Source organism: Nocardioides sp. BP30 (genome assembly GCF_029873215.1).
GTDB lineage: Bacteria > Actinomycetota > Actinomycetes > Propionibacteriales > Nocardioidaceae > Nocardioides.
This window is the reverse complement of sequence record NZ_CP123620.1, coordinates 1,664,425-1,684,077: the sequence shown is the minus strand read 5'-3', so window position 1 is coordinate 1,684,077 and position 19,653 is coordinate 1,664,425. Positions and strand designations below refer to the sequence as shown.

The window sequence follows — 19,653 nt, the reverse complement described above, 5'->3', positions numbered from 1 at the left end:
ACCTCAGAACTGGAGATATCTCGTGAGCACGCAGACACCGCCGTACCAGGTCACCGATCCCGCGACCGGTGAGGTCGTGGAGAGGTTCCCGTTCGCGACCGACGCCGAGGTCGAGCAGGCCGTCGCCGGCGCGACCGCGGCCTACGAGGAGTGGCGCAAGCGGTCGGTCGAGGACCGCGCCGCGATCGTGAAGCGGATCGCCGAGCTCTTCACCGAGCGCGCCGAGGAGTTGGGCAACCTCATCACCACCGAGATGGGCAAGCGCCCCAGCGCCGCGAAGGGCGAGGCCGAGTTCTGCACCGAGATCTTCGGCTACTACGCGGACAACGGCCCCCAGCTCCTGGCCGACAAGCCGCTGCCGGGGCACGACGACGCCCGCATCGAGTACCTGCCTGTCGGCCCGATCGTCGGCGTGATGCCGTGGAACTACCCCTACTACCAGGTGGCCCGCTTCGCCGCACCCAACCTGATCGCCGGCAACGTCGTGCTGCTCAAGCACGCCGAGAACTGCCCGACCTCCGCGCTGGCCATCGCGCAGATCATGAAGGACGCGGGCGTACCCGAGGGTGTCTACACCAACCTGTTCGCCACCCACGAGCAGATCGCCGCGATGATCGCCGACAAGCGCATCCACGGCGTCTCGCTGACCGGCTCGGAGCGGGCCGGCACCGCGGTGGCCGAGCAGGCCGGCCGCAACCTGAAGAAGGTCGTCCTCGAGCTCGGCGGCTCCGACCCCTACATCATCCTCGACACCGCCGACGTGGACGAGGCCGCCGAGACCGCCTGGAACACCCGGATGGAGAACGTCGGCCAGGCCTGCAACTCCAACAAGCGGATGATCGTGATGAACGAGGTGTACGACGACTTCGTCAGCGCGCTGACGAAGCGGGCCAGCGCGATGCGGCCGCGCACCGCCGGCGCCGACGGCGACGACCTCTACTCCCCGATGGTCTCCCGCAAGGCCGCCGAGGGTCTGGCCGCCCAGGTCCAGGACGCGGTCGACAAGGGCGCCACCCTGCACGCCGGCGGCACGCTCGGCGACGGCGCCTACTTCGCCCCGGCCGTCCTCACCGGCGTCACGCCCGAGATGCGCGCCTACTCCGAGGAGCTCTTCGGGCCGGTGGCGGTCGTGTACAAGGTCGACAGCGACGAGGAGGCCGTCGAGCTGGCCAACGCCGTCGAGTTCGGCCTGGGCGGCGCTGTGTGGAGCACCGACGAGGAGCGGGCCGTAAAGGTGGCTCGCCAGCTCGAGGTCGGCATGGCCAACGTCAACACCCCCGCCGGCGAGGGAGCAGACCTGCCCTTCGGCGGCACCAAGCGCTCCGGCTTCGGCCGCGAGCTCGGCCCCCTCGGCATCGACGAGTTCGTCAACAAGCGCCTCTTCTACGTCCAGAAGTAGGCCACGCCTCAGACGGGCTCGACGACCTCGAACGACAGGTCGTCGAGCCCGTGCCGGCGTACCGCTGTGCCCGCCTCGAGAAGGTCCCCGCAGACGTAGCGGCCGGAGTTGCTGCACAGCACCCGGTCGCCGTCGTTGACCACGACGTAGGTTCCCGGCAGCCGCCGCAGGACCGGCAGGAGCTCGCGCTCGGCGGTGACGGCGCGGATGTCGCAGGCGGCGACGCCGACGAAGCGCCCCCCGACGACGACCGGCTGTGAGAACGTCAGCGTGAGGTCCTCGGTGCACAGGTAGTCCACGAACGGCCCGATGACGTGACGCCGCCCGTCGGCCTCGGGCTCGCGGAACCAGCGCGTGGTCGTGTAGTCGTAGAAGCCCAGCTGCGTCGGCTCCATCGGTACCTGGAGTCGCTGCACGGCCGCGCCCTCGCGCACGAACCACTCCAACCACCAGGCGTGGTCCTCGAAGAGGCCGACCGCGGCGACGAATCCGGCGCCGACCACACGAGCACCCGGGGCGCTCAGCCTCTCCTCGAGGACGGCCCGCAGACCGCCGATGGCGCTCGCGCGCGGGCCGACGCCCGCCGGGTGCGCGTCCGTCAGCGCGGCCAGATGCTCGGTGATGAAGGCGTCCACCACAGCCGTCAGGCCGAAAGCCTCCCGCGCCACCGCCTCGATCACCTCCAGCGCCGGGTTCGGGGTGAGCCTCGTCATCGGTCCTCCTTGCTGAGCCGGTGGTCGATCAGTCGAGCCGTCGCGTCGCGCACGCGCCGCTCCGCCGCCCTCCGCGCATCGTCGCTGCGTCGGGCCTCGACGGCGTCGAGGATGTCGGTGCAGCACGCCAGCTCCTCATCGTGGGTGCAGGCGTCGAAGCCCAGCCACAGCAGCGTGCCCACCTCGGCCTGCAGGTCGATCTCGGCACGGTAGAGCCGTGGCGACTGCGCCGCGACGGCGATCAGGACGCGGAAGCGGGCGTCGGCGCGCCGCCAGGCGCCCGCATCGATGGCCGCCGCCAGCTCGTCACGCGTCGCGCGCAGCATCCGGACGTCGTCGTCGGAGGCACGCGCCGCCGCCAGCGCGGCGGCACCCCCGGAGGCGATGGCGTACAGGTCCCCCATGTCGCGCAGCTCCATCACGCTGTGCGCGGCCAACCGGCGGCGCGACAGGTCGCTGGGACCGCCGACGGGCGTCGTGACGAAGCTGCCGCCACCGCGACCTCGCCGGGTGTGGATGAGTCCCATGCGGCGCAGGTCGGCGAGCGCCTCGCGGATGGTGACGGTGGCGACGCCGAAGGTCGCGGCCAGTTCGATCTCACCGGGGAGCTGGCTCCCGTCGGTGAGCAGCTCCAGCTCGATGGCGTCGGCGAGCCTGCGACTGACCAGCTCGGCACGGCCCAACGGCTCCAGCGGCGCGAAGACGACAGCGGTGCCGTGGCCGTAATAGTGCCGCATGAGGGTCACTACGCCCTTCCCCGTCGAAAAGTTCCTGGATTCCGTTGCGGTTTGAAAACTTGTTCCATAGTTTTACGCCATGGCACCCCCCACCACCAGGCCCGCTGATGGATCGGTCACCTTGCGCGGCATCCGCAAGACGTTCGCGAGCACCGTCGCGGTCGACGACGTCGACCTCGAGGTGGCCGACGGTGAGTTCTTCGCGATGCTCGGTCCCTCCGGCTCCGGCAAGACGACCGTGCTGCGGATGATCGCCGGGTTCGAGCAGCCCACCGAGGGCACCGTGCTGCTCGGCGGCTCCGACGTCACCGCGGTGCCCCCGCACCGCCGGGACGTGACCACCGTCTTCCAGGACTACGCGCTCTTCCCGCACATGACGCTGCGCGAGAACGTCGAGTACGGCCTGCGCGCCCGCAACGTCGCCACGGCCGAGCGGCGACGCCGGGCCGGTGATGCCTTGGCCATGGTCCGCCTCGACCACGTCGCCGACCGCAAGCCCGCCCAGCTCTCCGGCGGCCAGCGCCAGCGGGTGGCACTGGCACGCTCCCTGGCCGTGCGCCCGAAGGTGCTGCTCCTCGACGAGCCGCTCGGTGCCCTCGATCTCAAGCTGCGCGAGGAGATGCAGGTCGAGCTCAAGGCGATCCAGCGCGAGGTCGGCATCACCTTCGTCTTCGTCACCCACGACCAGGACGAGGCGCTCACCCTCTGCGACCGCCTGGCGGTGTTCAACGAGGGCCGGATCGAGCAGGTCGGCTCGGCCCGTGCCGTCTACGAGGAGCCGGTGAACCGGTTCGTGGCCGGCTTCGTCGGCACCTCCAACATCCTCTCCGGCGAGACCGCCCAGCAGGTGGTGGGGCGCTCCGGGACCTGGGCCGTGCGCCCCGAGAAGATCGGCGTCCTGGCCGACACGGCTCCCGCACCGGCCGGCGCCACCGTGCGCGAGGGCTCGGTCACCGAGGTCGTCTACGCCGGCGCGAGCACGCGCGTGCTCGCCGACCTCGGACCGGTGACCGTCACCATCACCAGCCTCAACACCGCCGCCGCGAGCATCGTGCAGCGCGGCGACCGCATCCGCCTGGCGTGGACCGACGAGGCCCTGCACCAGCTGACCGACTGACCGCACCGCCCGAACGGCTCGTCACACATCCCGAGGAGACACCCGCATGAAGATCCGCCTCCAGGGCGCCGCCGCGATCGTCGGCGCCGCCGTGCTCGCCCTGAGCGCCTGCTCGTCCTCGACCACCACCACCAGCAGTAACGGCACCCAGGGGGTGAAGCCGCCCAAGATCGCCGAGGCCTCCAAGCTCGGCTCGGGCGAGGGCAAGCTCAACCTCGTCGTCTGGGCCGGCTACGCCGAGGACGGCTCCGACGACAAGTCGGTCGACTGGGTCCACCCCTTCGAGCAGAAGACCGGCTGCCAGGTCAACGCCAAGGTCGCCGGCACGTCCGACGAGATGGTCCAGCTCATGCGGACCGGTCAGTACGACGGCGTCTCCGCCTCCGGCGACGCGACGCTGCGCCTGATCTACGCGGGCAACGTCGCACCGGTCAACACCGACCTGGTGCCGAACTACAAGACCATCTCCGACTTCCTCAAGGACAAGCCCTGGAACTCGGTCGACGGCCAGATGTACGGCGTTCCGCACGGCTGGGGCGCGAACGTGCTGGCCTGGAACAAGGCCGCCGTGAAGACCGCGCCCACGTCGTGGGCCTCGGTGTTCGACGCGAGCTCGCCCTACCACGGCAAGGTCACCGCCTACGACTCCCCGATCTACATCGCCGACGCGGCGCTGTACCTGTCGAAGACCAAGCCCGAGCTCGGCATCAAGGACCCCTACTCCCTGACCGAGAAGCAGCTCGACGCGGCCGTGGCGCTGCTCAAGCAGCAGAACGCCAACGTCGGCGAGTACTGGTCGGACTACACCAAGGCGGTGCAGTCCTTCGAGTCCGGCTCCAGCGTCATCGGCACCTCCTGGCAGGTCATCGCGAACCTGATCAACTCCGACAAGAAGGTCCAGGTGGGCACCACCGTGCCGACCGAGGGCGCCACCGGCTGGTCGGACACCTGGATGCTGGCCGCGAAGGCGGCCCACCCCAACTGCATGTACGAGTGGATGGACTGGATCACCTCGCCGAAGGTGAACGCCGAGGTGGCGGAGTGGTTCGGTGAGGCGCCCGCGCAGACGCTGTCGTGCGCCCAGACCAGCGACAAGGACTTCTGCAACACCTACCACGCGACCGATGCCGCCTACGCCTCGCAGATCCACTACTGGACCACCCCGCAGAAGCAGTGCGTCGACGGCTCCGGCACCACCTGCACCGACTACGCCGAGTGGGTCACCAAGTGGCAGCAGATGAAGGGCTGACGTGACCTCCCTGGTTCCCACGGAGAACCTGCGTGCGGGACGGCGCTCCAACCGCCGTCCCGCACTGCGCGGCTACCTCCTGCTCCTGCCGCCGATGGCGTGGCTGGTCATCGCCTACCTCGGCTCGATGGCGGTGCTGCTGATCAGCGCGTTCTGGAGCGTCGACTCCTTCACCGGCCAGGTCGTCCACGTCACCACGACGGGCAACTTCGGCGCCGTCTTCCACGACTCGCTGTTCCGCACCGTCACCCTGCGCACGGTCGGCGTCGCGCTCGGCGTGACAGTGATCGACGCGGTCCTCGCCGTACCGCTCGCGCTGTTCATGGCGAAGGTGGCCGGCCCGACGATGCGCATCGCCCTCATGGTGGCGGTGACGACGCCGCTGTGGGCGTCCTACCTGGTCAAGGCGTACGCCTGGCGCGGCCTGCTCGCGCCGAACGGTCCCCTGGACTGGATCACCGGTGGGCACAGCATCGGCTACGGCCTGCCGGCCACCGTGATCACGCTGTCCTACCTGTGGCTGCCGTACATGATCCTGCCGGTCTACGCCGCTTTCACCCGGGTCCCGCACTCGATGTGGGAGGCGAGCGCCGACCTCGGTGCCACCAGTGCGACCACGCTGCGCCGCATCGCCGCACCGCTGGCCTTCCCCGGCATCGCGGCCGGCTCGATCTTCACCTTCTCGCTCTCGCTGGGCGACTACATCGCCGTGCAGATCGTCGGCGGCAAGACCCAGCTGCTGGGCAACGTCATCTACGGCCAGCTCGTGACCGCGAACGACCAGCCGCTCGCGGCGGCACTCTCGTTCGTGCCGCTGGTGGTCGTCCTCGTCTACCTGTTCGCCCTGCGGGCGACCGGCTCCCTGGAACAGGAGTCCCGATGAGACTCTCCGCCGGATTCCGGCGCTTCGCCGGCGCCTGGACCGTGCTGGTCCTGGTCTTCCTCTACGTGCCGCTGCTCTTCGTCGTCCTCAACTCGTTCAACTCCTCGCGGACGTTCGCGTTCCCGCCCACCGGTCTGACGCTGAACTGGTGGCAGGCCGCGGCACACAACAGCGGCGCTTGGCACGCCCTGGGCGCCACCGCGATCGTGGGCGTGTGCGCTGCCGCGCTCGCGCTCGTGCTCGGCACCTGCGCCGCCTTCGCCCTGCAGCGCTACCCGGTGTGGGGCAAGCAGCCGATCAGCCTGCTCATCACCATGCCGATCACGCTGCCCGGCATCGTCACCGGCATCGCGATGAACACGACGTTCCACTCGGTGCTCGGCTGGAACCTCAGCCTGCTCACCGTGATCATCGCGCACACGACGTTCTGCGTCGTGGTGGTCTTCAACAACGTGCAGGCGCGGTTGCGGCGCACCGGCACGAACCTGCAGGAGGCGTCGGCCGACCTCGGCGCGAGCGGGTTCCAGACCTTCCGCTGGGTGACCTTCCCGCAGCTGCGGGGTGCGCTGCTGGCCGGCGGCCTGCTGGCCTTCGCGCTGAGCTTCGACGAGATCGTGGTCACCGAGTTCACCGCCGGGTCGACGCGAACGCTGCCGCTGTGGATCTTCGACAACCTGTTCCGCCCCAACCAGGCGCCGGTGATCAACGTGGTCGCCGCCGTGCTCACGGTGGTCGCCGTCGTACCGGTGTGGATCGCGCAGCGCTACGGCGACGACGAGGCCTGAGCCCGCCCTGCGCGCGAAGGGGGTCCAGCCATCCGGCCTGGACCCCTTCGCGTCCACGCCGCCGGCGCGGTGCGCCCTCAGAGCTCCTTGATCCCCCACGGGCTGCCGTAGGCGTTGAGGAGCTCGAGGAAGGGCAGCGCGTCGAAGGCCTCCGGGCCCAGCACGCCGGCGCCCTTCCAGACGCCGGTCGCGAGCAGCTCCAGCGCCACCACCGGGCAGATCGCTGTCTGCCACACGACGCACTGGTGGCCGTACTCCTCCATCGACCACTGGTTGTCCACCACGTGGTAGAGGTACGTCGAGCGCGGCGCGCCGTCCTTGTCCTTGCCGGTGACCCACAGTCCGGCGCAGGTCTTGCCGTGCATCTGCGGTCCCAGCTTGGCCGGGTTGGGCAGCAGCGCGGCGACCACGTCGCGCGGGCTGACCGCGACCGGACCGGTGCTCGAGCGCACCTCGACCGGCTCGGTCCGGTCCAGACCGAGCTTGGAGAGGGTCTTGAGGACGTCGATGAACTCGTCGCCGAGGCCGTACTTGAAGGTCACCTTCTTGGCGTTGACGAACCGCGGCATGAGGAGGACCTCCTCGTGCTCGACGTTCACGCACTCCACCGGCCCGATGCCCTCGGGGAAGTCGAAGACCTCCGCGTCCGAGAACGGCTCGGTGGTGTGCCAGGTGCCGTTCTCCCAGACCACCGGCGGGTTGAGGCACTCCTCGATGGTGGTCCAGATGGAGAACGACGGCGCGAACTCGTAGCCCTCGACGGTGATGTTGGACCCGTCGCGCACGCCGAGCTCGTCGATCTCGCTGAAGAGGTGGTCGGCCGCATAGCGGGCGAACACGTCCGCCAGGCCCGGCTCCACGCCCATGCCCACCAGAGCGAGACGGTCGTTCGCCTGCCACAGGTGGTGCTGGGCGAACTGCTGGTCACCGAGCATCACGCCGGTCTTGGAGTAGGGCTCCTGCGGATGACGCTGGGAGAGCGACATCGCCATGTCGAGATAGTCGGCACCGACGATCCGAGCGGCCTCGAAGACCGGCATCACGAAGCGCGGGTCCACGGCATTCATCACGTGGGTGACGCGATGCTCCCGGGCGATCGCGACCAGCGCGTCGACGTCACCGGCGTCGGCGGTGGCCCAGGTGAACCGGGCGTCGGCCGAGGCAGCCTTCTCCGCACTCTCGGCGTCGAAGTCGACGATCAGCAGGGACTCGTAGAAGTCACGGCGGGCGGCGATCGAGGCGAACGCCGCTCCGACGCCGCCGGCTCCGACCAGGAGGATGCGCATGGGGGCGGGCTGAGATCGCTGAGTGGCCATACCGGACTGTAACGCGACGTACGAAGCGCTCGCTACATGCGCCGCGCAATTGTTCGAGAGCGACCACGGATTCCGTCGTGGATTTCGCTCTTTGCGATGGATCCGCTTGCCGGACCGGCCACGGGCGACCAACATGGGGACATGGCCCTTGACTACGCACACCTCCAGCAGGCAGCAAAGGATCACCTCTGGCTGCATTTCGCCCGGCACTCGGTCTACGACCAGGCCGACATCCCCGTGATGGTCCGCGGCGAGGGCGCCTACCTCTGGGACGCTCAGGGCAAGCGCTACCTCGACGGGCTGGGCGGCCTGTTCACCAGCCAGCTCGGCCACGGCCGGCACGAGCTCGCCGAGGCCGCCGCCGAGCAGGCCAAGCAGCTGGAGTTCATGCCGCTGTGGTCCTACGCCCATCCCGCGGCGATCGAGCTGGCCGAGAAGGTCGCGTCCTACGCCCCCGGCGACCTCAACCGCATCTTCTTCACCACCGGTGGGGGCGAAGCCGTCGAGAGCGCGTGGAAGCTGGCCAAGAACTACTTCAAGCTGGTCGGGAAGCCGGCCAAGCACAAGGTGATCAGCCGCAAGTACGCCTATCACGGCACCACCCAGGGCGCGCTCTCGATCACCGGCCTGCCGGCGTTCAAGGAGCCCTTCGAGCCGCTGGTGCCCTCGACCTTCCGGGTGCCGAACACCAACTTCTACCGCGCCCCCGGGCATGTCGAGGACGACCTCGAAGCGTTCGGTCGCTGGGCGGCGGACCAGATCGCCGAGGCGATCGAGTACGAGGGCCCCGACACCGTCGCCGCGGTCTTCCTGGAGCCGGTGCAGAACGCCGGCGGCTGCTTCCCGCCCCCGCCGGGCTACTTCCAGCGGGTGCGCGAGATCTGCGACGAGTACGACGTCCTGCTGGTCTCCGACGAGGTCATCTGTGCCTTCGGCCGGCTCGGCCACATGTTCGGCGCGGAGCGCTACGGCTACCAGCCCGACATCATCACCTGCGCCAAGGGGCTCTCCTCGGGCTACTCCCCCATCGGCGCGATGATCGCCTCGGACCGCCTGATGGAGCCGTTCCTGCAGGGCACCAACACCTTCTACCACGGCTACACGTTCGGCGGTCACCCCGTCTCTGCCGCGGTGGCGTTGAAGAACCTGCAGATCTTCGAGGACGAGAAGATCCTCGAAGGGGTCAGGGAGCGTGAGGGTGCGTTCCGGGCGGCTCTGGAGTCGCTGCAGGACATCCCGATCGTCGGCGACGTGCGCGGCGACGGGTACTTCTACGGCATCGAGCTCGTCAAGGACCAGAGCACCAAGGAGTCGTTCAGCGACGACGAGGCCGAGCGGCTGCTGCGCGGCTACCTGTCCGGCGCCCTGTACGCCGAGGGCCTCTACTGCCGAGCGGACGACCGCGGCGACCCGGTCATCCAGGTCGCACCGCCGCTCATCTGCGACCAGAGCCACTTCGACGAGATGACACAGATCCTGCGCGTCGTCCTGGAGAAGGGCGTCTCGCTCATCTGACGGGGGGGGCGATGCGGCTGGTCCCGGCTCGGGGGGCCGGGACCAGCCGCGAGGCTCAGCTGTCGAAGCCCAGGCCGACGGCGTCCATCATCCGCAGCCACGGGCCGCGCTTCCCGGTGCGGGTGGCCTTCTCCATGGCGCGCCGGGTCACGGTGATGCCGATCCACTTCAGCGGCTCGGGCGGGAACCGGATCGGCTTCTCCTGCACCATCCTCAGCCGGGTCCGCTCGGTCTGCTCGCCGGCCAGCAGGTCGAGCATCACGTTGGCCCCGAAGCGGGTCGAGGCGACGCCGAGGCCGGTGTAGCCGACCGCGTAGGCGACCTTGCCTCCGTGGGTGGTGCCGTAGAACGCTGTGAATCGGCTGCAGGTATCGATCACGCCGGCCCAGCGATACTCCCAGCGCAGGTCGGCGACCTGCGGGAAGCGGCGCCGGAACAGCTCGGCCAGCCGCTCGTGGACATCGGTGCGGAACTCGTACTCGGGGCCGGTGGTGTTGCCGAAGAAGTACACCGCGTCGTACCCGCCCCACAGGATCCGCCGATCCGGCGTCATCCGGTAGTAGACGAACATCGAGGAGGCGTCCGAGAGGCCTGACCCGTCCTTCCAGCCCAACGCGTCGTACTGCTCGTCGGTGAGCGGCTCGCTCATCAGGACATAGTCGTAGACCGGCACCACCCGGCTCTTGATCGGGCGCACCAGCGCGGAGGCGGCATTGGTGCCGAGCGCGATCCGATCGGCATCGACCAGGCCCTGATCGGTCACCGCCCGGATGCCGGCACCGTGCTCCTTGATCTCGTTGACCCAGGTGTTCTCATAGATCCGGACCCCGAGCTCGAGGCACGCCCTGCGCAGCCCGAACACGAGCCGCGCTGGGTCGACCAGGGCGGAGTCGACCTGCATCATGCCGCCGAGGAAGTGCGCGCCCCGTGCCGCGATCTCGTCCGGCCCGAGCCAACGTACGTCGTGGCCGTGCGCGGCCATCTCCTCGTAGGTCTCGCGCAGACCCTCCAGGTCGGCCTCGGTCTCGGCCACCGACACCTCACCGCCCCAGGAGAAGTCGCAGTCGATGTCGTAGCGGCGGATCGCCGCCTCGATCTCGCGCAGGTTCTGCGCACCCTGGCGGTCCAGCTCGTCGATCTCCTCCGGCCAGCGGGCCAGGCCGTTGTCGAAGCCGTGGGTGAGCGAGGGGTTCATGAAGCCGCCGTTGCGCCCGCTCGCGCCGTCCCCGCACCGGTAGCCCTCGACGAGGATCACCGACCGGTCGGGGTGGCGCTCACGGGCGAGAAGCGCTGTCCACAGTCCGGTGTAACCCCCGCCGACCACGAGCAGGTCGGCCCGGTCCTCCCCCATGAGGGCGGGCAGTGGATCGGGCCGGTCCTCGTCGTCGAGCCAGTAGACCTCGTTGCGCACGTGGGCGAACAGGTCGTCGTCATCGCGGGCCTGAGCCGGCATCGCGCACCTCGTCTCGGTCGTATGAAGCGCTCGCTACATATCATAGACCACGGGAGCTGACAACGGAAAGCGTGGCTCTGATGACCGTTCACAGCAGATTCCGAGAATTCGTCATTCTCCAGGCGGCAAATTCGTTGCAAAAGCCGATCGATGTAGTGACTCCGTAACAATGCCGTGGTTAGGTACCGCACATGTCGCGTCACCGTCCGTTCAAGGGAGCCTGAGATGACCGAAGCAGCAGCGGTCGCACCGGCCGAGGCGGCCGTCTCGATCCGCGGCGTCAGCCGCCGGTTCGGCGATGCCATCGCGGTCAACAACCTCGAACTCGACCTCGCCCCGGGCGAGTTCTTCGCCCTCCTCGGTCCGTCCGGGTGCGGCAAGACCACCACGCTGCGCATGGTCGGCGGCTTCGAGCTTCCCAGCACCGGCGCGATCTTCCTCGACGGTCACGACGTCACGGCCCTGCCCGCGCACCGGCGCGACGTCAACACCGTCTTCCAGTCCTACGCGCTGTTCCCCCACCTGACCGTCCTGGAGAACGTCACCTTCGGCCTGCGCCGCCGCGGTGTGGCCAAGGCCGAGGCCGCCAGGCGCGCGGTGGAGTATCTCGAGCTGGTGGGGCTGGCAGGCTTCGACAAGCGCCGGCCCGCCCAGCTCTCCGGCGGCCAGCAGCAGCGCGTCGCCCTCGCCCGTGCGCTCGTCAACCACCCCAAGGTCCTCCTTCTCGACGAGCCGATGGGGGCCCTGGACGCCCAGATCCGCAAGACGATGCAACACGAGCTCAAGCGGATCCAGCGCGAGGTCGGGATCACCTTCCTCTACGTCACCCACGACCAGTCCGAGGCGATGGCGATGGCCGATCGGCTGGGCGTCATGAACGGCGGGAGGCTGGAGGGCCTCGGCGTACCCGAGCAGGTCTACGACCGGCCGCCGACCCAGTTCGTCGCGGAGTTCCTCGGCGCGTGCAACGTGCTGCCGCTCGAGGTCGGCGGGTCCCTCGCCACGCTGCCCGACGGTACGGCGGTGGAGACGACCGACACCAAGACGGCGACCGGACCGGGGTGGCGCCTCGGCATCCGGCCGGAGAAGCTCCAGCTCACCGCCTCCCCCGACCCGGCGACCGGCCCCAACCGGATCGTCGCGACGGTCTCCGAGGTGGTCTACCTCGGCGCCACCTCCGAGGCCCATCTGGTCACCTCCTGGGGTGCGCAGCTGCACGCCATCCGGCAGAACACGTCGGCGACCCGGATCTCCGCGGGCGAGCGGGTCGAGGTCGCCTGGGACGCATCGCAGTGCTTCCTGCTGCCGCCACCCGGCACCGCCGGCAGTGCGGCCGAGGGCCCCGACCACGGCAAGGAGACGGCGGCATGAACGGCGATCAGGGACGCGACCTGGCCCGGCTCCGCGGGCTGACCCAGCCCCGGATGTCCCGGCGCGGACTCCTGCGGGGCACCGGTGCGCTCGCCGGCGCGGGGGCGCTGGCAGGCTTCCTCAGCGCCTGCGGCATCGCCGGCACCAATGCGGGCGCTGCCACGGCCGCCGCGACCGACTGGACCGCGTGGTGGGCCTCGAAGAAGAAGAATGGTCACTTCAGCTTCGACAACTGGGCGGCCTACATCGACGCCGACAAGCACGGTCGCTACCCCACCCTGGAGAAGTTCACCAAGGACACCGGGATCAAGGTGAACTACAACGATGCCGCGGTGGCCGACACGGCGTCGTACTACGGCAAGATCTCCCCGGCGCTCGCCGCCGGGAAGCCGACCAGCTCCGACCTGTTCGTGATGACCAACGGCTGGGAGTTCACCGAGCTGGTGCAGAAGGGCTGGGTCGCGCAGCTCGACCACTCACGGATGCCGAACTTCCTCAAGAACGCCGTCCCGACCGCGGCCTCGCCGACCTACGACTTCGACGCCCTGCACAGCGCGGTATGGCAGTCGGGCTACACCGGCATCGCCTACCACTCCGACCTCGTCGACGGCGACATCACCAGCTGGGCGGACCTGACCAAGCCGGAGTACAAGAACAAGATCGGCCTGCTCTCCGACCTCGACGAGCTCTCGGTCCCGGCGATGTGCGTCACCGGCTCCACCCCGGAGACCTCCGGCGAGGCCGAGTGGCGCAAGGCGGCCACCTGGCTCACCGACAAGCTGCGACCCAACGTCCGGAAGTTCTACGACCAGGGCTACCTCGATGCCTTCAAGGCCAAGCAGATCCCGATCGTGATGGCCTACTCCGGTGACATCCTCGCCCTCCAGAGCGACTATCCCCATGCCAGGTTCGCCTTCCCGAGCGAGGGCTTCACCGCCTGGCACGACAACATGATGATCCCGATCACCGCCCGCAACCCGCTCGATGCGCTCACCTGGATGGACTATTACTACCAGCCGTCCGTGGCGGCAGTGGTCGAGGACTACATCTGGTACGTCTCGCCGGTCCAGGGCGTACGCGACTACATCGCGAAGCAGCTCGACGACCCGGACTACAGCTCGAGCACCCTTGCCTTCCCGGCGGACTCGGTGATGGCCAAGGCGCACAACTACCCGGTGATGAAGAACCGCGCCGAGCACGACCTCTACACCTCGATCTTCCAGCCGGTGGTGCAGGGCTCGTGACCGCGACGACCGTACCCCTCGGCGCGGCGGCGCCGTCCGCACGCAGGCGGCGGTTCGCCCGCGGGGTGACGCCGTACCTGCTCAGCCTGGTCGGCGTCGCCTGGCTGTCGTTCTTCTTCCTCATCCCGCTGGTCTCGGGCCTGCTGGTCTCCCTGATGACCGGGAACCCCGACGACGGCTACCAGCTGACCTGGCACTGGCACGTCTACGTCCAGCTGTTCACCGGCGACACGCCGTACTGGCGCTACCTGCTCCGCTCGCTCGTCTACGGATGCTCCGCCACCGCGCTGACGATCGTGCTCGCCTACCCGGTCGCCTACTTCATCGCCTTCCGGGCCAAGCCGCGCTGGAAGAGCACCTTGCTCGCCCTGGTGATGGTGACCTTCTTCGTCTCGCTGATCATCCGCACCGACATGTGGTTCTACCTGCTCGGCGGTGACGGGCCGATCACCAAGGTGCTGCAGGACCTGCACCTGCAGGGCAAGGACCAGAGCTTCCTGGCGACGCCGGGCTCGGTCATCGGCGGCATGGTCTACAACGACCTGGCCTTCATGGTGCTGCCCATCTACGTCGCGCTCGAGCGGCTGGACCCGCGGCTGCACGAGGCCTCCTACGACCTCTACGGGCGCGGCCCGACGACCTTCTTCAAGGTCACCGTCCCGCTCTCGCGCTCCGGGGTGTTCTCCGGGATCCTGCTGGTGCTCATCGACACCGTCGGAGACCCGGTGAACTCCTCGATCCTCGGCGGCAAGAACACCTGGACGATCGGGCAGTCGATCCAGTTCGCCTACTTCACCAACCAGCAGTACAACATCGCGGCGGCGCTCTCGACGCTGCTGATGGTGCTGCTCGGTCTCATCCTGTTCCTCTACGCCCGCGTCGTAGGCACCGAGAACATCGAGGATCTGGTCTGACATGAGCGATGTCGTCACCTCCCGGGAGCCGATGTTCGGCCCTGCGCCTCTCGCCCTCGAGGACATCCCCGACCGCAAGCCGAGGCCCCGGCTGGGCCTGCCGATCTTCTACTGCCTCGTGGTGGCGTTCCTGCTGGTCCCGATCGTGGCCATGGTCGTCTACTCGTTCAACGAGGCCTCGCACAACGCGATCAGTCCGGTCTGGAAGGGCTTCACCCTCACCTGGTACGCCCACCTGTTCGACGCCGAAGGCATCACCACCGCCTTCGTCACCTCGATCGTGATCGCGCTGCTGTCCGGAGCGCTCTCGGTGATCCTCGGCCTACCGCTCGCGCTCGCCCTGGCCCGTCACCGCTTCTGGGGCCGAGGGGTCATCAGCAGCCTGCTGTTCCTGGACATCGCCGCACCCTCGATCGTGGTCGGCTCCTCCGCGCTGGCCTTCTTCCTCTCGCTCAACTTCCCGATGGGTTTCACCACGATCCTGATCGTGCACGTGGCCTTCAACATCGCCTATGTCGTCGCCACCCTGCGGGCCCGTCTCTCCGGCACCGGCACCCAGCTCGAACAGGCCGCGAGCGACTTGGGTGCGACCCCGGTGGTGGCGTTCTGGAAGGTCACGCTCCCGATGCTGACGCCCGGGATCGTGGCCGCCTTCCTCCTGGCGCTGGCGATGTCCATCGACGACTACGTGATCACCTCCTTCATCAACGGATCGACCCAGACCTTCCCGCTCTACGCCTACGGGTTCACCAAGAAGGGCATGGCGCCGCAGGTGCTGTGCTTCGGCACGATCATCTTCCTGGTCGCGGCCGCGCTCGCCGTGGCCACCGGCGTGCTCAACCGCCGCCGCCGATGACGCGATGACAAGGTAAGGCCATGACCCGAAAGCGGATCCCCGGTCCTGCGTCCCTCGACGAGGTGAGCAAGGCCATCATCGAGCAGCTGCAGCAGGACGGTCGCCGTTCCTACGCCTCCATCGGCAAGGAGGTGGGGCTCTCCGAGGCAGCCGTGCGTCAGCGGGTGCAGCGCCTCATCGACGGCGGCGTGATGCAGGTCGTCGCGGTCACCGATCCCCTGGAGCTGGGCTTCGCCCGTCAGGCGATGATCGGGATCCGGGTCAACGGCCCCGTCGAGCCGGTCGCGGAGGCGATCGCCGCCGTCGAGGAGGTCGACTACGTGGTGGTGACGGCAGGCACCTACGACCTCCTGGTCGAGGTCGTCGCGGAGAGCGACGAGGATCTGCTCGAGCTCATCTCGGGCACCATCCGCACCGTCCCCGGCGTCGCCGGCACCGAGACCTTCATGTACCTGCGACTGCAGAAGCAGTCCTACGCCTGGGGCGTTCGGTGAGCGCTCCGAGCGCCTACCGTGGCCTCTCGCTGTGGCACGAGACGGCCGGTGACCCGCTCGTGCCGCGGCCCGCGCTGGCCGGCGACGTGACCTGCGACGTCGCCATCGTCGGCGCCGGCTACACCGGGATGTGGACCGCCTACTACCTCGCGCAGGCGCGGCCCGATCTGCGGATCGTCGTGCTCGAGGCGGAGACCGCCGGCTTCGGGGCCTCGGGACGCAACGGCGGCTGGTGCTCGGCACTCTTCCCCGCCTCCTTCGAGAAGCTGGCGGCGATGACCTCCTCGGCGGCCGCGGCCGCGCAGCATCGGGCCATGCGCGCGTCGGTCGACGAGGTGATCCGGGTCGCCGACGCGGAGGGCATCGATGCGGACCTGGCCAAGGGCGGCACCCTCGTCCTCGCCCGGACGCGGCCGCAGCTGGCGCGCGCCCGCGCGGAGGCCGCCGCGGCGACGGCCTCGGGGGCCGACGACGTCACCCTGCTCTCGGCAGCCGAGGCACGGTCGAGGCTGAACGCCACCGGGGTGCTGGGCGCGACGTACACCCCCGACTGCGCGGCGCTGCATCCGGCGAAGCTGGCCCGTGGCCTGGCCGCGACCGTCGAGCGGTACGGCGTGACCATCCACGAGCGCACGAGGGTCACTGCTATCCGGCCGCACCGGGCCGTGACCGAGCGCGGCACCGTCCACGCCGACGTCGTGGTGCGTGCCACCGAGGGCTACACCGCTGCCCTGCCCGGCCTCTCGCGCGCTGTCATCCCCGTCTACTCCCTCATCGTCGCGACCGAGCCGCTGCCCTCCTCGGTCTGGGACGAGATCGGGCTGGCGCGGCGCGAGACCTTCAGCGACCACCGCCACCTCATCGTCTACGGTCAGCGCACCGCAGACGATCGGCTGGTCTTCGGAGGCCGCGGCGCGCCGTACCCGTTCGGCTCGCGGATCGCGCCCCAGCACGAGCGCAACGAGAAGGTCTTCGCCAAGCTGCGCACCACGGTGGTCGAGATGTTCCCGGTGCTGCACGGCACCCGGTTCACCCATGCCTGGGGCGGACCGCTCGGGATCGCGCGGGACTGGTGCGCCTCGGTCGGGCTGGACACCGGCACCGGCCTGGGATGGGCCGGCGGGTACGTCGGCGACGGCGTCTCGACGACCAACCTGGCCGGACGCACCCTCCGCGACCTCGTCCTGGGCGCGAGCTCGGAGCTGACGGCACTGCCCTGGGTCGGTCATCGCTCCCCCGACTGGGAGCCCGAACCGCTGCGCTGGCTGGGCGTCAACGTGGGGCTCAGCGCGATGACGCTGGCCGACGGCGAGGAGCAGCTGACCGGGCGCCCCTCGCTGCTGGCGCGCGCGGTGGCACCGCTGCTGGGCTAGCCGAGCTGATGGCCCGCGCGTGCGGAGCCGCCGCGTCCGCCAAGCCCGTGGGAGCACCCGACGTGGCTCGGCGTACGTTGACGCTCGTGAAGCGCCGTCCCGTCCGCCACCGCCCCGTCCCGCTCGCACCGCCGGTGGCGCGGGCGCCCGTCGATCCGGAGCGCACGACGCTCTACACGCCCGAGGAGCTGTACGACACCCCGGCGTACGTCGACTCCCTCGACGCCCGCGCCTACTCCTGGTCCCGCGAGCAGCACACCCGCGAGCGGGCCCGTGTCCGGGCACTGCACGACTTCGGCATCGACGAGGCCCTGGACGCCTGGGTCGCGGGACGGCATCTGGTCGGGGTGATGGGCGGCCACGCCGCGCAGCGCGGCGACCAGACGTACCGCGCCGCCGCCAGGCTCGGTCATGTGCTGGGCCGGCGGCACGTGGTCGCCACCGGCGGCGGACCGGGCGCGATGGAGGCGGCCAACCTCGGGGCCTGGTTGGCGACCTACCCCCTCGAGGCGGTCACCACCGCGATCGACGGGCTCGCGGAGGTGCCGGGCTTCGCACCCTCGATCCAGGACTGGATGGTGGCGGCGATGACGGTGCGGGCCGGGTACGCCGGTGGCAGGCAGCAGCCGACCTCGCTCGGCATCCCGACCTGGTTCTACGGCCATGAGCCGCCCAACGTGTTCTGCGACGCGGTCGCGAAGTACTTCCGCAACGCCACCCGCGAGGCGATCCTGCTCGAGATCTGCGACGCCGGCATCGTCTTCCTGCCCGGTGCCGCCGGCACCGTCCAGGAGGTCTTCCAGGATGCCTGCGAGAACTACTACGCCACCCCGGATCGGGTCGCCCCCATGATCCTGCTGGGTCGCGCGTACTGGACCGAGGTGCTGCCCGCGTGGCCGCTGCTGCAGGCGCTCGCGGGCGAATCCGTGATGGCCGGCCACGTCCACCTGGTCGACAGCGTCGACGAGGTGGCCGCGCTGGTCAGGCGCTGAGCCGGAACCGGCCGAGCCGGTCGTCGATGACCTCGCGGTAGTGCTCGACGAGCCGACGGTTGATCGCGTGCCAGGACCGACCCTGGACGGCCACCCGGGCCGAGCGGCCCATGGTCCGGCGCAGCACCGGGTCCTCGGCCAGGTAGTCGACGCTGCGGCGCAGGTCCTCGCCGTCGCCGGGGCGGTAGAGCAGGCCCGTCACGCCGTCACTGACGATGTCGACGGGACCGCCCGAGCGCGGCGCCACCACGGGCACGCCGGAGGCCAGCGCCTCCTGCGCTGCCTGGCAGAAGGTCTCATGCCGGCCGGTGTGCACGAAGACGTCCAGGCTGGCGTAGGCGGCGCCGAGCTCCTCGCCGTGGAGCACGCCGAGGAAGTGCGCCCCGGGGAGCAGCCCGCGCAGACGCTGCTCCTCGGGGCCGCCGCCGACGATGACCAGCGCGTAGCGGTCGTCGTGGGCCAGGTGGGCCAGCAGCGGCAGCTCCTTCTCCGCTGCCAGGCGTCCGACGTACCCCACGATCAGCCGACCGTCGGGGGCGATCCGGCGGCGCAGCTCACGGTCGATCCGGGAGGGGTGGAAGCCCTCCACGTCGACGCCGCGCGGCCACAGCACGGTGCGCGGGACGCCGAGCTGGTCGAGCTGGGTGAGGCTGGCGGTGCTGGGGGCGAGCGTCCGGTCGACCTGCAGGTGGACCTTGCGGGTGAGCGCTGCCATGGCACGTGCTCCCCCGCTGAGGCCGTACTTCTGCTCGTAGCGCTGGGCGAAGCCGACCAGGTCGGTCTGGTAGATCGCCACCGTGGGAATGCCCAGGTCCGCGGCGACGCGCGCGGCCTGGTAGCCGAGCGTGGCGGGCGAGGCGATGTGGACGACGTCGGGCCGGAAGCGGTGCATGACCGAGCGGAGACGGCGGCGGGTCTCCAGACCGATCCGGAAGTCGCGGTAGAACCACAGGCTGGCGCCGCGGGCGCGGGTGACCGGGAAGCCGGCGTACGTCGCCGGGCCCGTGGGGGCGACCAGCTCGGCCTCGTGTCCCTCGGCGGCGAGGTGCTCGAGGACGCGTCTCACGGAGTTGGTGACACCGTTGATCTGGGGGAGGAACGACTCGCTGACCACCAGCACGCGAAGGCGGTCGGTCGGGCCCATCCGCAGGGGCAGCTCGGTCACGGTCATGGTTCGACGGTGACGGGTGTGACCGACGTGACGCTGAGGGTCAGATGGCGCGCGGGTGAATGTCGGGTGGC

The 19,653-nt window shown here is 69.8% G+C and carries 18 protein-coding genes; 13 read left to right on the top strand and 5 right to left on the bottom strand.

The window, feature by feature from the left end; all coding sequences use genetic code 11:
• Window positions 1-22 precede the first annotated feature (22 nt).
• Window positions 23-1,399: an NAD-dependent succinate-semialdehyde dehydrogenase gene (locus P5P86_RS07910; RefSeq protein WP_280610774.1), complete on the top strand. Its 1,377-nt coding sequence runs from the start codon at window positions 23-25 to the stop codon at window positions 1,397-1,399.
• 8 nt (window positions 1,400-1,407) lie between these two features.
• Here P5P86_RS07910 and P5P86_RS07905 read toward each other — a convergent pair whose 3' ends face one another.
• Together P5P86_RS07905 and P5P86_RS07900 are read right to left on the bottom strand one after the other, a co-directional pair.
• The gene (locus P5P86_RS07905) at window positions 1,408-2,112 is read right to left on the bottom strand and encodes a PDC sensor domain-containing protein (protein WP_280610773.1); all 705 of its coding nucleotides are present in this window, start codon (window positions 2,110-2,112) and stop codon (window positions 1,408-1,410) included.
• Window positions 2,109-2,849, bottom strand: a complete 741-nt coding sequence (locus P5P86_RS07900) for a FadR/GntR family transcriptional regulator (RefSeq protein ID WP_280611224.1) — start codon at window positions 2,847-2,849, stop codon at window positions 2,109-2,111. The genes P5P86_RS07905 and P5P86_RS07900 overlap by 4 nt, the downstream gene beginning before the upstream one ends.
• Window positions 2,850-2,928: 79 nt before the next feature.
• Between P5P86_RS07900 and P5P86_RS07895 the strand changes: the two genes are divergently transcribed.
• Genes P5P86_RS07895 through P5P86_RS07880 form a run of 4 tightly spaced genes read left to right on the top strand, consistent with a single transcriptional unit; the run spans window position 2,929 to window position 6,883 of the window.
• Window positions 2,929-3,966: an ABC transporter ATP-binding protein gene (locus P5P86_RS07895; protein ID WP_280610771.1), complete on the top strand. Its 1,038-nt coding sequence runs from the start codon at window positions 2,929-2,931 to the stop codon at window positions 3,964-3,966.
• 46 nt (window positions 3,967-4,012) lie between these two features.
• Window positions 4,013-5,215: an ABC transporter substrate-binding protein gene (locus P5P86_RS07890; protein WP_280610770.1), complete on the top strand. Its 1,203-nt coding sequence runs from the start codon at window positions 4,013-4,015 to the stop codon at window positions 5,213-5,215.
• A gap of 1 nt (window position 5,216) precedes the next feature.
• Window positions 5,217-6,098, top strand: coding sequence for an ABC transporter permease (locus tag P5P86_RS07885; protein WP_280610769.1), 882 nt, complete (start codon window positions 5,217-5,219; stop codon window positions 6,096-6,098).
• Entirely contained in the window at window positions 6,095-6,883 is a 789-nt protein-coding gene (locus P5P86_RS07880; RefSeq protein WP_280610768.1) for an ABC transporter permease, read from the top strand. Before P5P86_RS07885 ends, P5P86_RS07880 begins: the two co-directional genes overlap by 4 nt.
• A gap of 77 nt (window positions 6,884-6,960) precedes the next feature.
• Here the strand turns inward: P5P86_RS07880 and P5P86_RS07875 are convergent, their stop codons facing one another.
• Entirely contained in the window at window positions 6,961-8,169 is a 1,209-nt protein-coding gene (locus P5P86_RS07875; RefSeq protein ID WP_280610767.1) for a saccharopine dehydrogenase family protein, read from the bottom strand.
• 171 nt (window positions 8,170-8,340) lie between these two features.
• Between P5P86_RS07875 and P5P86_RS07870 the strand changes: the two genes are divergently transcribed.
• The gene (locus P5P86_RS07870; RefSeq protein ID WP_280610766.1) at window positions 8,341-9,714 is read left to right on the top strand and encodes an aspartate aminotransferase family protein; all 1,374 of its coding nucleotides are present in this window, start codon (window positions 8,341-8,343) and stop codon (window positions 9,712-9,714) included.
• A gap of 55 nt (window positions 9,715-9,769) precedes the next feature.
• Here P5P86_RS07870 and P5P86_RS07865 read toward each other — a convergent pair whose 3' ends face one another.
• Window positions 9,770-11,167, bottom strand: a complete 1,398-nt coding sequence (locus P5P86_RS07865) for an NAD(P)/FAD-dependent oxidoreductase (RefSeq protein WP_280610765.1) — start codon at window positions 11,165-11,167, stop codon at window positions 9,770-9,772.
• Between the two features lie 225 nt (window positions 11,168-11,392).
• Between P5P86_RS07865 and P5P86_RS07860 the strand changes: the two genes are divergently transcribed.
• The 7 genes from P5P86_RS07860 (at window position 11,393) to P5P86_RS07830 (ending at window position 18,411) form a co-directional block, all read left to right on the top strand.
• Window positions 11,393-12,538, top strand: a complete 1,146-nt coding sequence (locus P5P86_RS07860; RefSeq protein WP_280610764.1) for an ABC transporter ATP-binding protein — start codon at window positions 11,393-11,395, stop codon at window positions 12,536-12,538.
• Window positions 12,535-13,782: a polyamine ABC transporter substrate-binding protein gene (locus P5P86_RS07855; RefSeq protein WP_280610763.1), complete on the top strand. Its 1,248-nt coding sequence runs from the start codon at window positions 12,535-12,537 to the stop codon at window positions 13,780-13,782. The genes P5P86_RS07860 and P5P86_RS07855 overlap by 4 nt, the downstream gene beginning before the upstream one ends.
• A complete protein-coding gene (locus tag P5P86_RS07850; protein ID WP_280610762.1) occupies window positions 13,779-14,696 on the top strand; it encodes an ABC transporter permease in 918 nt (305 codons plus the stop codon). Before P5P86_RS07855 ends, P5P86_RS07850 begins: the two co-directional genes overlap by 4 nt.
• A gap of 1 nt (window position 14,697) precedes the next feature.
• On the top strand, window positions 14,698-15,552 hold the full coding sequence (locus tag P5P86_RS07845) for an ABC transporter permease (RefSeq protein ID WP_280610761.1): 855 nt from the start codon (window positions 14,698-14,700) through the stop codon (window positions 15,550-15,552).
• Window positions 15,553-15,572: 20 nt separating this feature from the next.
• Window positions 15,573-16,046, top strand: coding sequence for an Lrp/AsnC family transcriptional regulator (locus P5P86_RS07840; protein WP_280610760.1), 474 nt, complete (start codon window positions 15,573-15,575; stop codon window positions 16,044-16,046).
• Window positions 16,043-17,419 carry an NAD(P)/FAD-dependent oxidoreductase gene (locus P5P86_RS07835; protein WP_280610759.1) on the top strand — a complete coding sequence of 459 codons (1,377 nt, stop codon included), beginning with the start codon at window positions 16,043-16,045 and terminating at the stop codon, window positions 17,417-17,419. The genes P5P86_RS07840 and P5P86_RS07835 overlap by 4 nt, the downstream gene beginning before the upstream one ends.
• Before the next feature lie 86 nt (window positions 17,420-17,505).
• Window positions 17,506-18,411: an LOG family protein gene (locus P5P86_RS07830; RefSeq protein ID WP_280610758.1), complete on the top strand. Its 906-nt coding sequence runs from the start codon at window positions 17,506-17,508 to the stop codon at window positions 18,409-18,411.
• Here P5P86_RS07830 and P5P86_RS07825 read toward each other — a convergent pair.
• Entirely contained in the window at window positions 18,401-19,582 is a 1,182-nt protein-coding gene (locus P5P86_RS07825) for a glycosyltransferase family 4 protein (RefSeq protein WP_280610757.1), read from the bottom strand. The genes P5P86_RS07830 and P5P86_RS07825 overlap by 11 nt on opposite strands.
• Window positions 19,583-19,653 lie beyond the last annotated feature (71 nt).

Bases quoted from the DNA above. Each gene is read 5' to 3' on its own strand.
- P5P86_RS07905 (WP_280610773.1), bottom strand. From the start codon at position 2,112: ATGACGAGGCTCACCCCGAACCCGGCGCTGGAGGTGATCGAGGCGGTG.
- P5P86_RS07900 (WP_280611224.1), bottom strand. From the start codon at position 2,849: ATGCGGCACTATTACGGCCACGGCACCGCTGTCGTCTTCGCGCCGCTG.
- P5P86_RS07895 (WP_280610771.1), top strand. From the start codon at position 2,929: ATGGCACCCCCCACCACCAGGCCCGCTGATGGATCGGTCACCTTGCGC.
- P5P86_RS07890 (WP_280610770.1), top strand. From the start codon at position 4,013: ATGAAGATCCGCCTCCAGGGCGCCGCCGCGATCGTCGGCGCCGCCGTG.
- P5P86_RS07880 (WP_280610768.1), top strand. From the start codon at position 6,095: ATGAGACTCTCCGCCGGATTCCGGCGCTTCGCCGGCGCCTGGACCGTG.
- P5P86_RS07875 (WP_280610767.1), bottom strand. From the start codon at position 8,169: ATGCGCATCCTCCTGGTCGGAGCCGGCGGCGTCGGAGCGGCGTTCGCC.
- P5P86_RS07870 (WP_280610766.1), top strand. From the start codon at position 8,341: ATGGCCCTTGACTACGCACACCTCCAGCAGGCAGCAAAGGATCACCTC.
- P5P86_RS07865 (WP_280610765.1), bottom strand. From the start codon at position 11,167: ATGCCGGCTCAGGCCCGCGATGACGACGACCTGTTCGCCCACGTGCGC.
- P5P86_RS07860 (WP_280610764.1), top strand. From the start codon at position 11,393: ATGACCGAAGCAGCAGCGGTCGCACCGGCCGAGGCGGCCGTCTCGATC.
- P5P86_RS07855 (WP_280610763.1), top strand. From the start codon at position 12,535: ATGAACGGCGATCAGGGACGCGACCTGGCCCGGCTCCGCGGGCTGACC.
- P5P86_RS07845 (WP_280610761.1), top strand. From the start codon at position 14,698: ATGAGCGATGTCGTCACCTCCCGGGAGCCGATGTTCGGCCCTGCGCCT.
- P5P86_RS07840 (WP_280610760.1), top strand. From the start codon at position 15,573: ATGACCCGAAAGCGGATCCCCGGTCCTGCGTCCCTCGACGAGGTGAGC.
- P5P86_RS07825 (WP_280610757.1), bottom strand. From the start codon at position 19,582: ATGACCGTGACCGAGCTGCCCCTGCGGATGGGCCCGACCGACCGCCTT.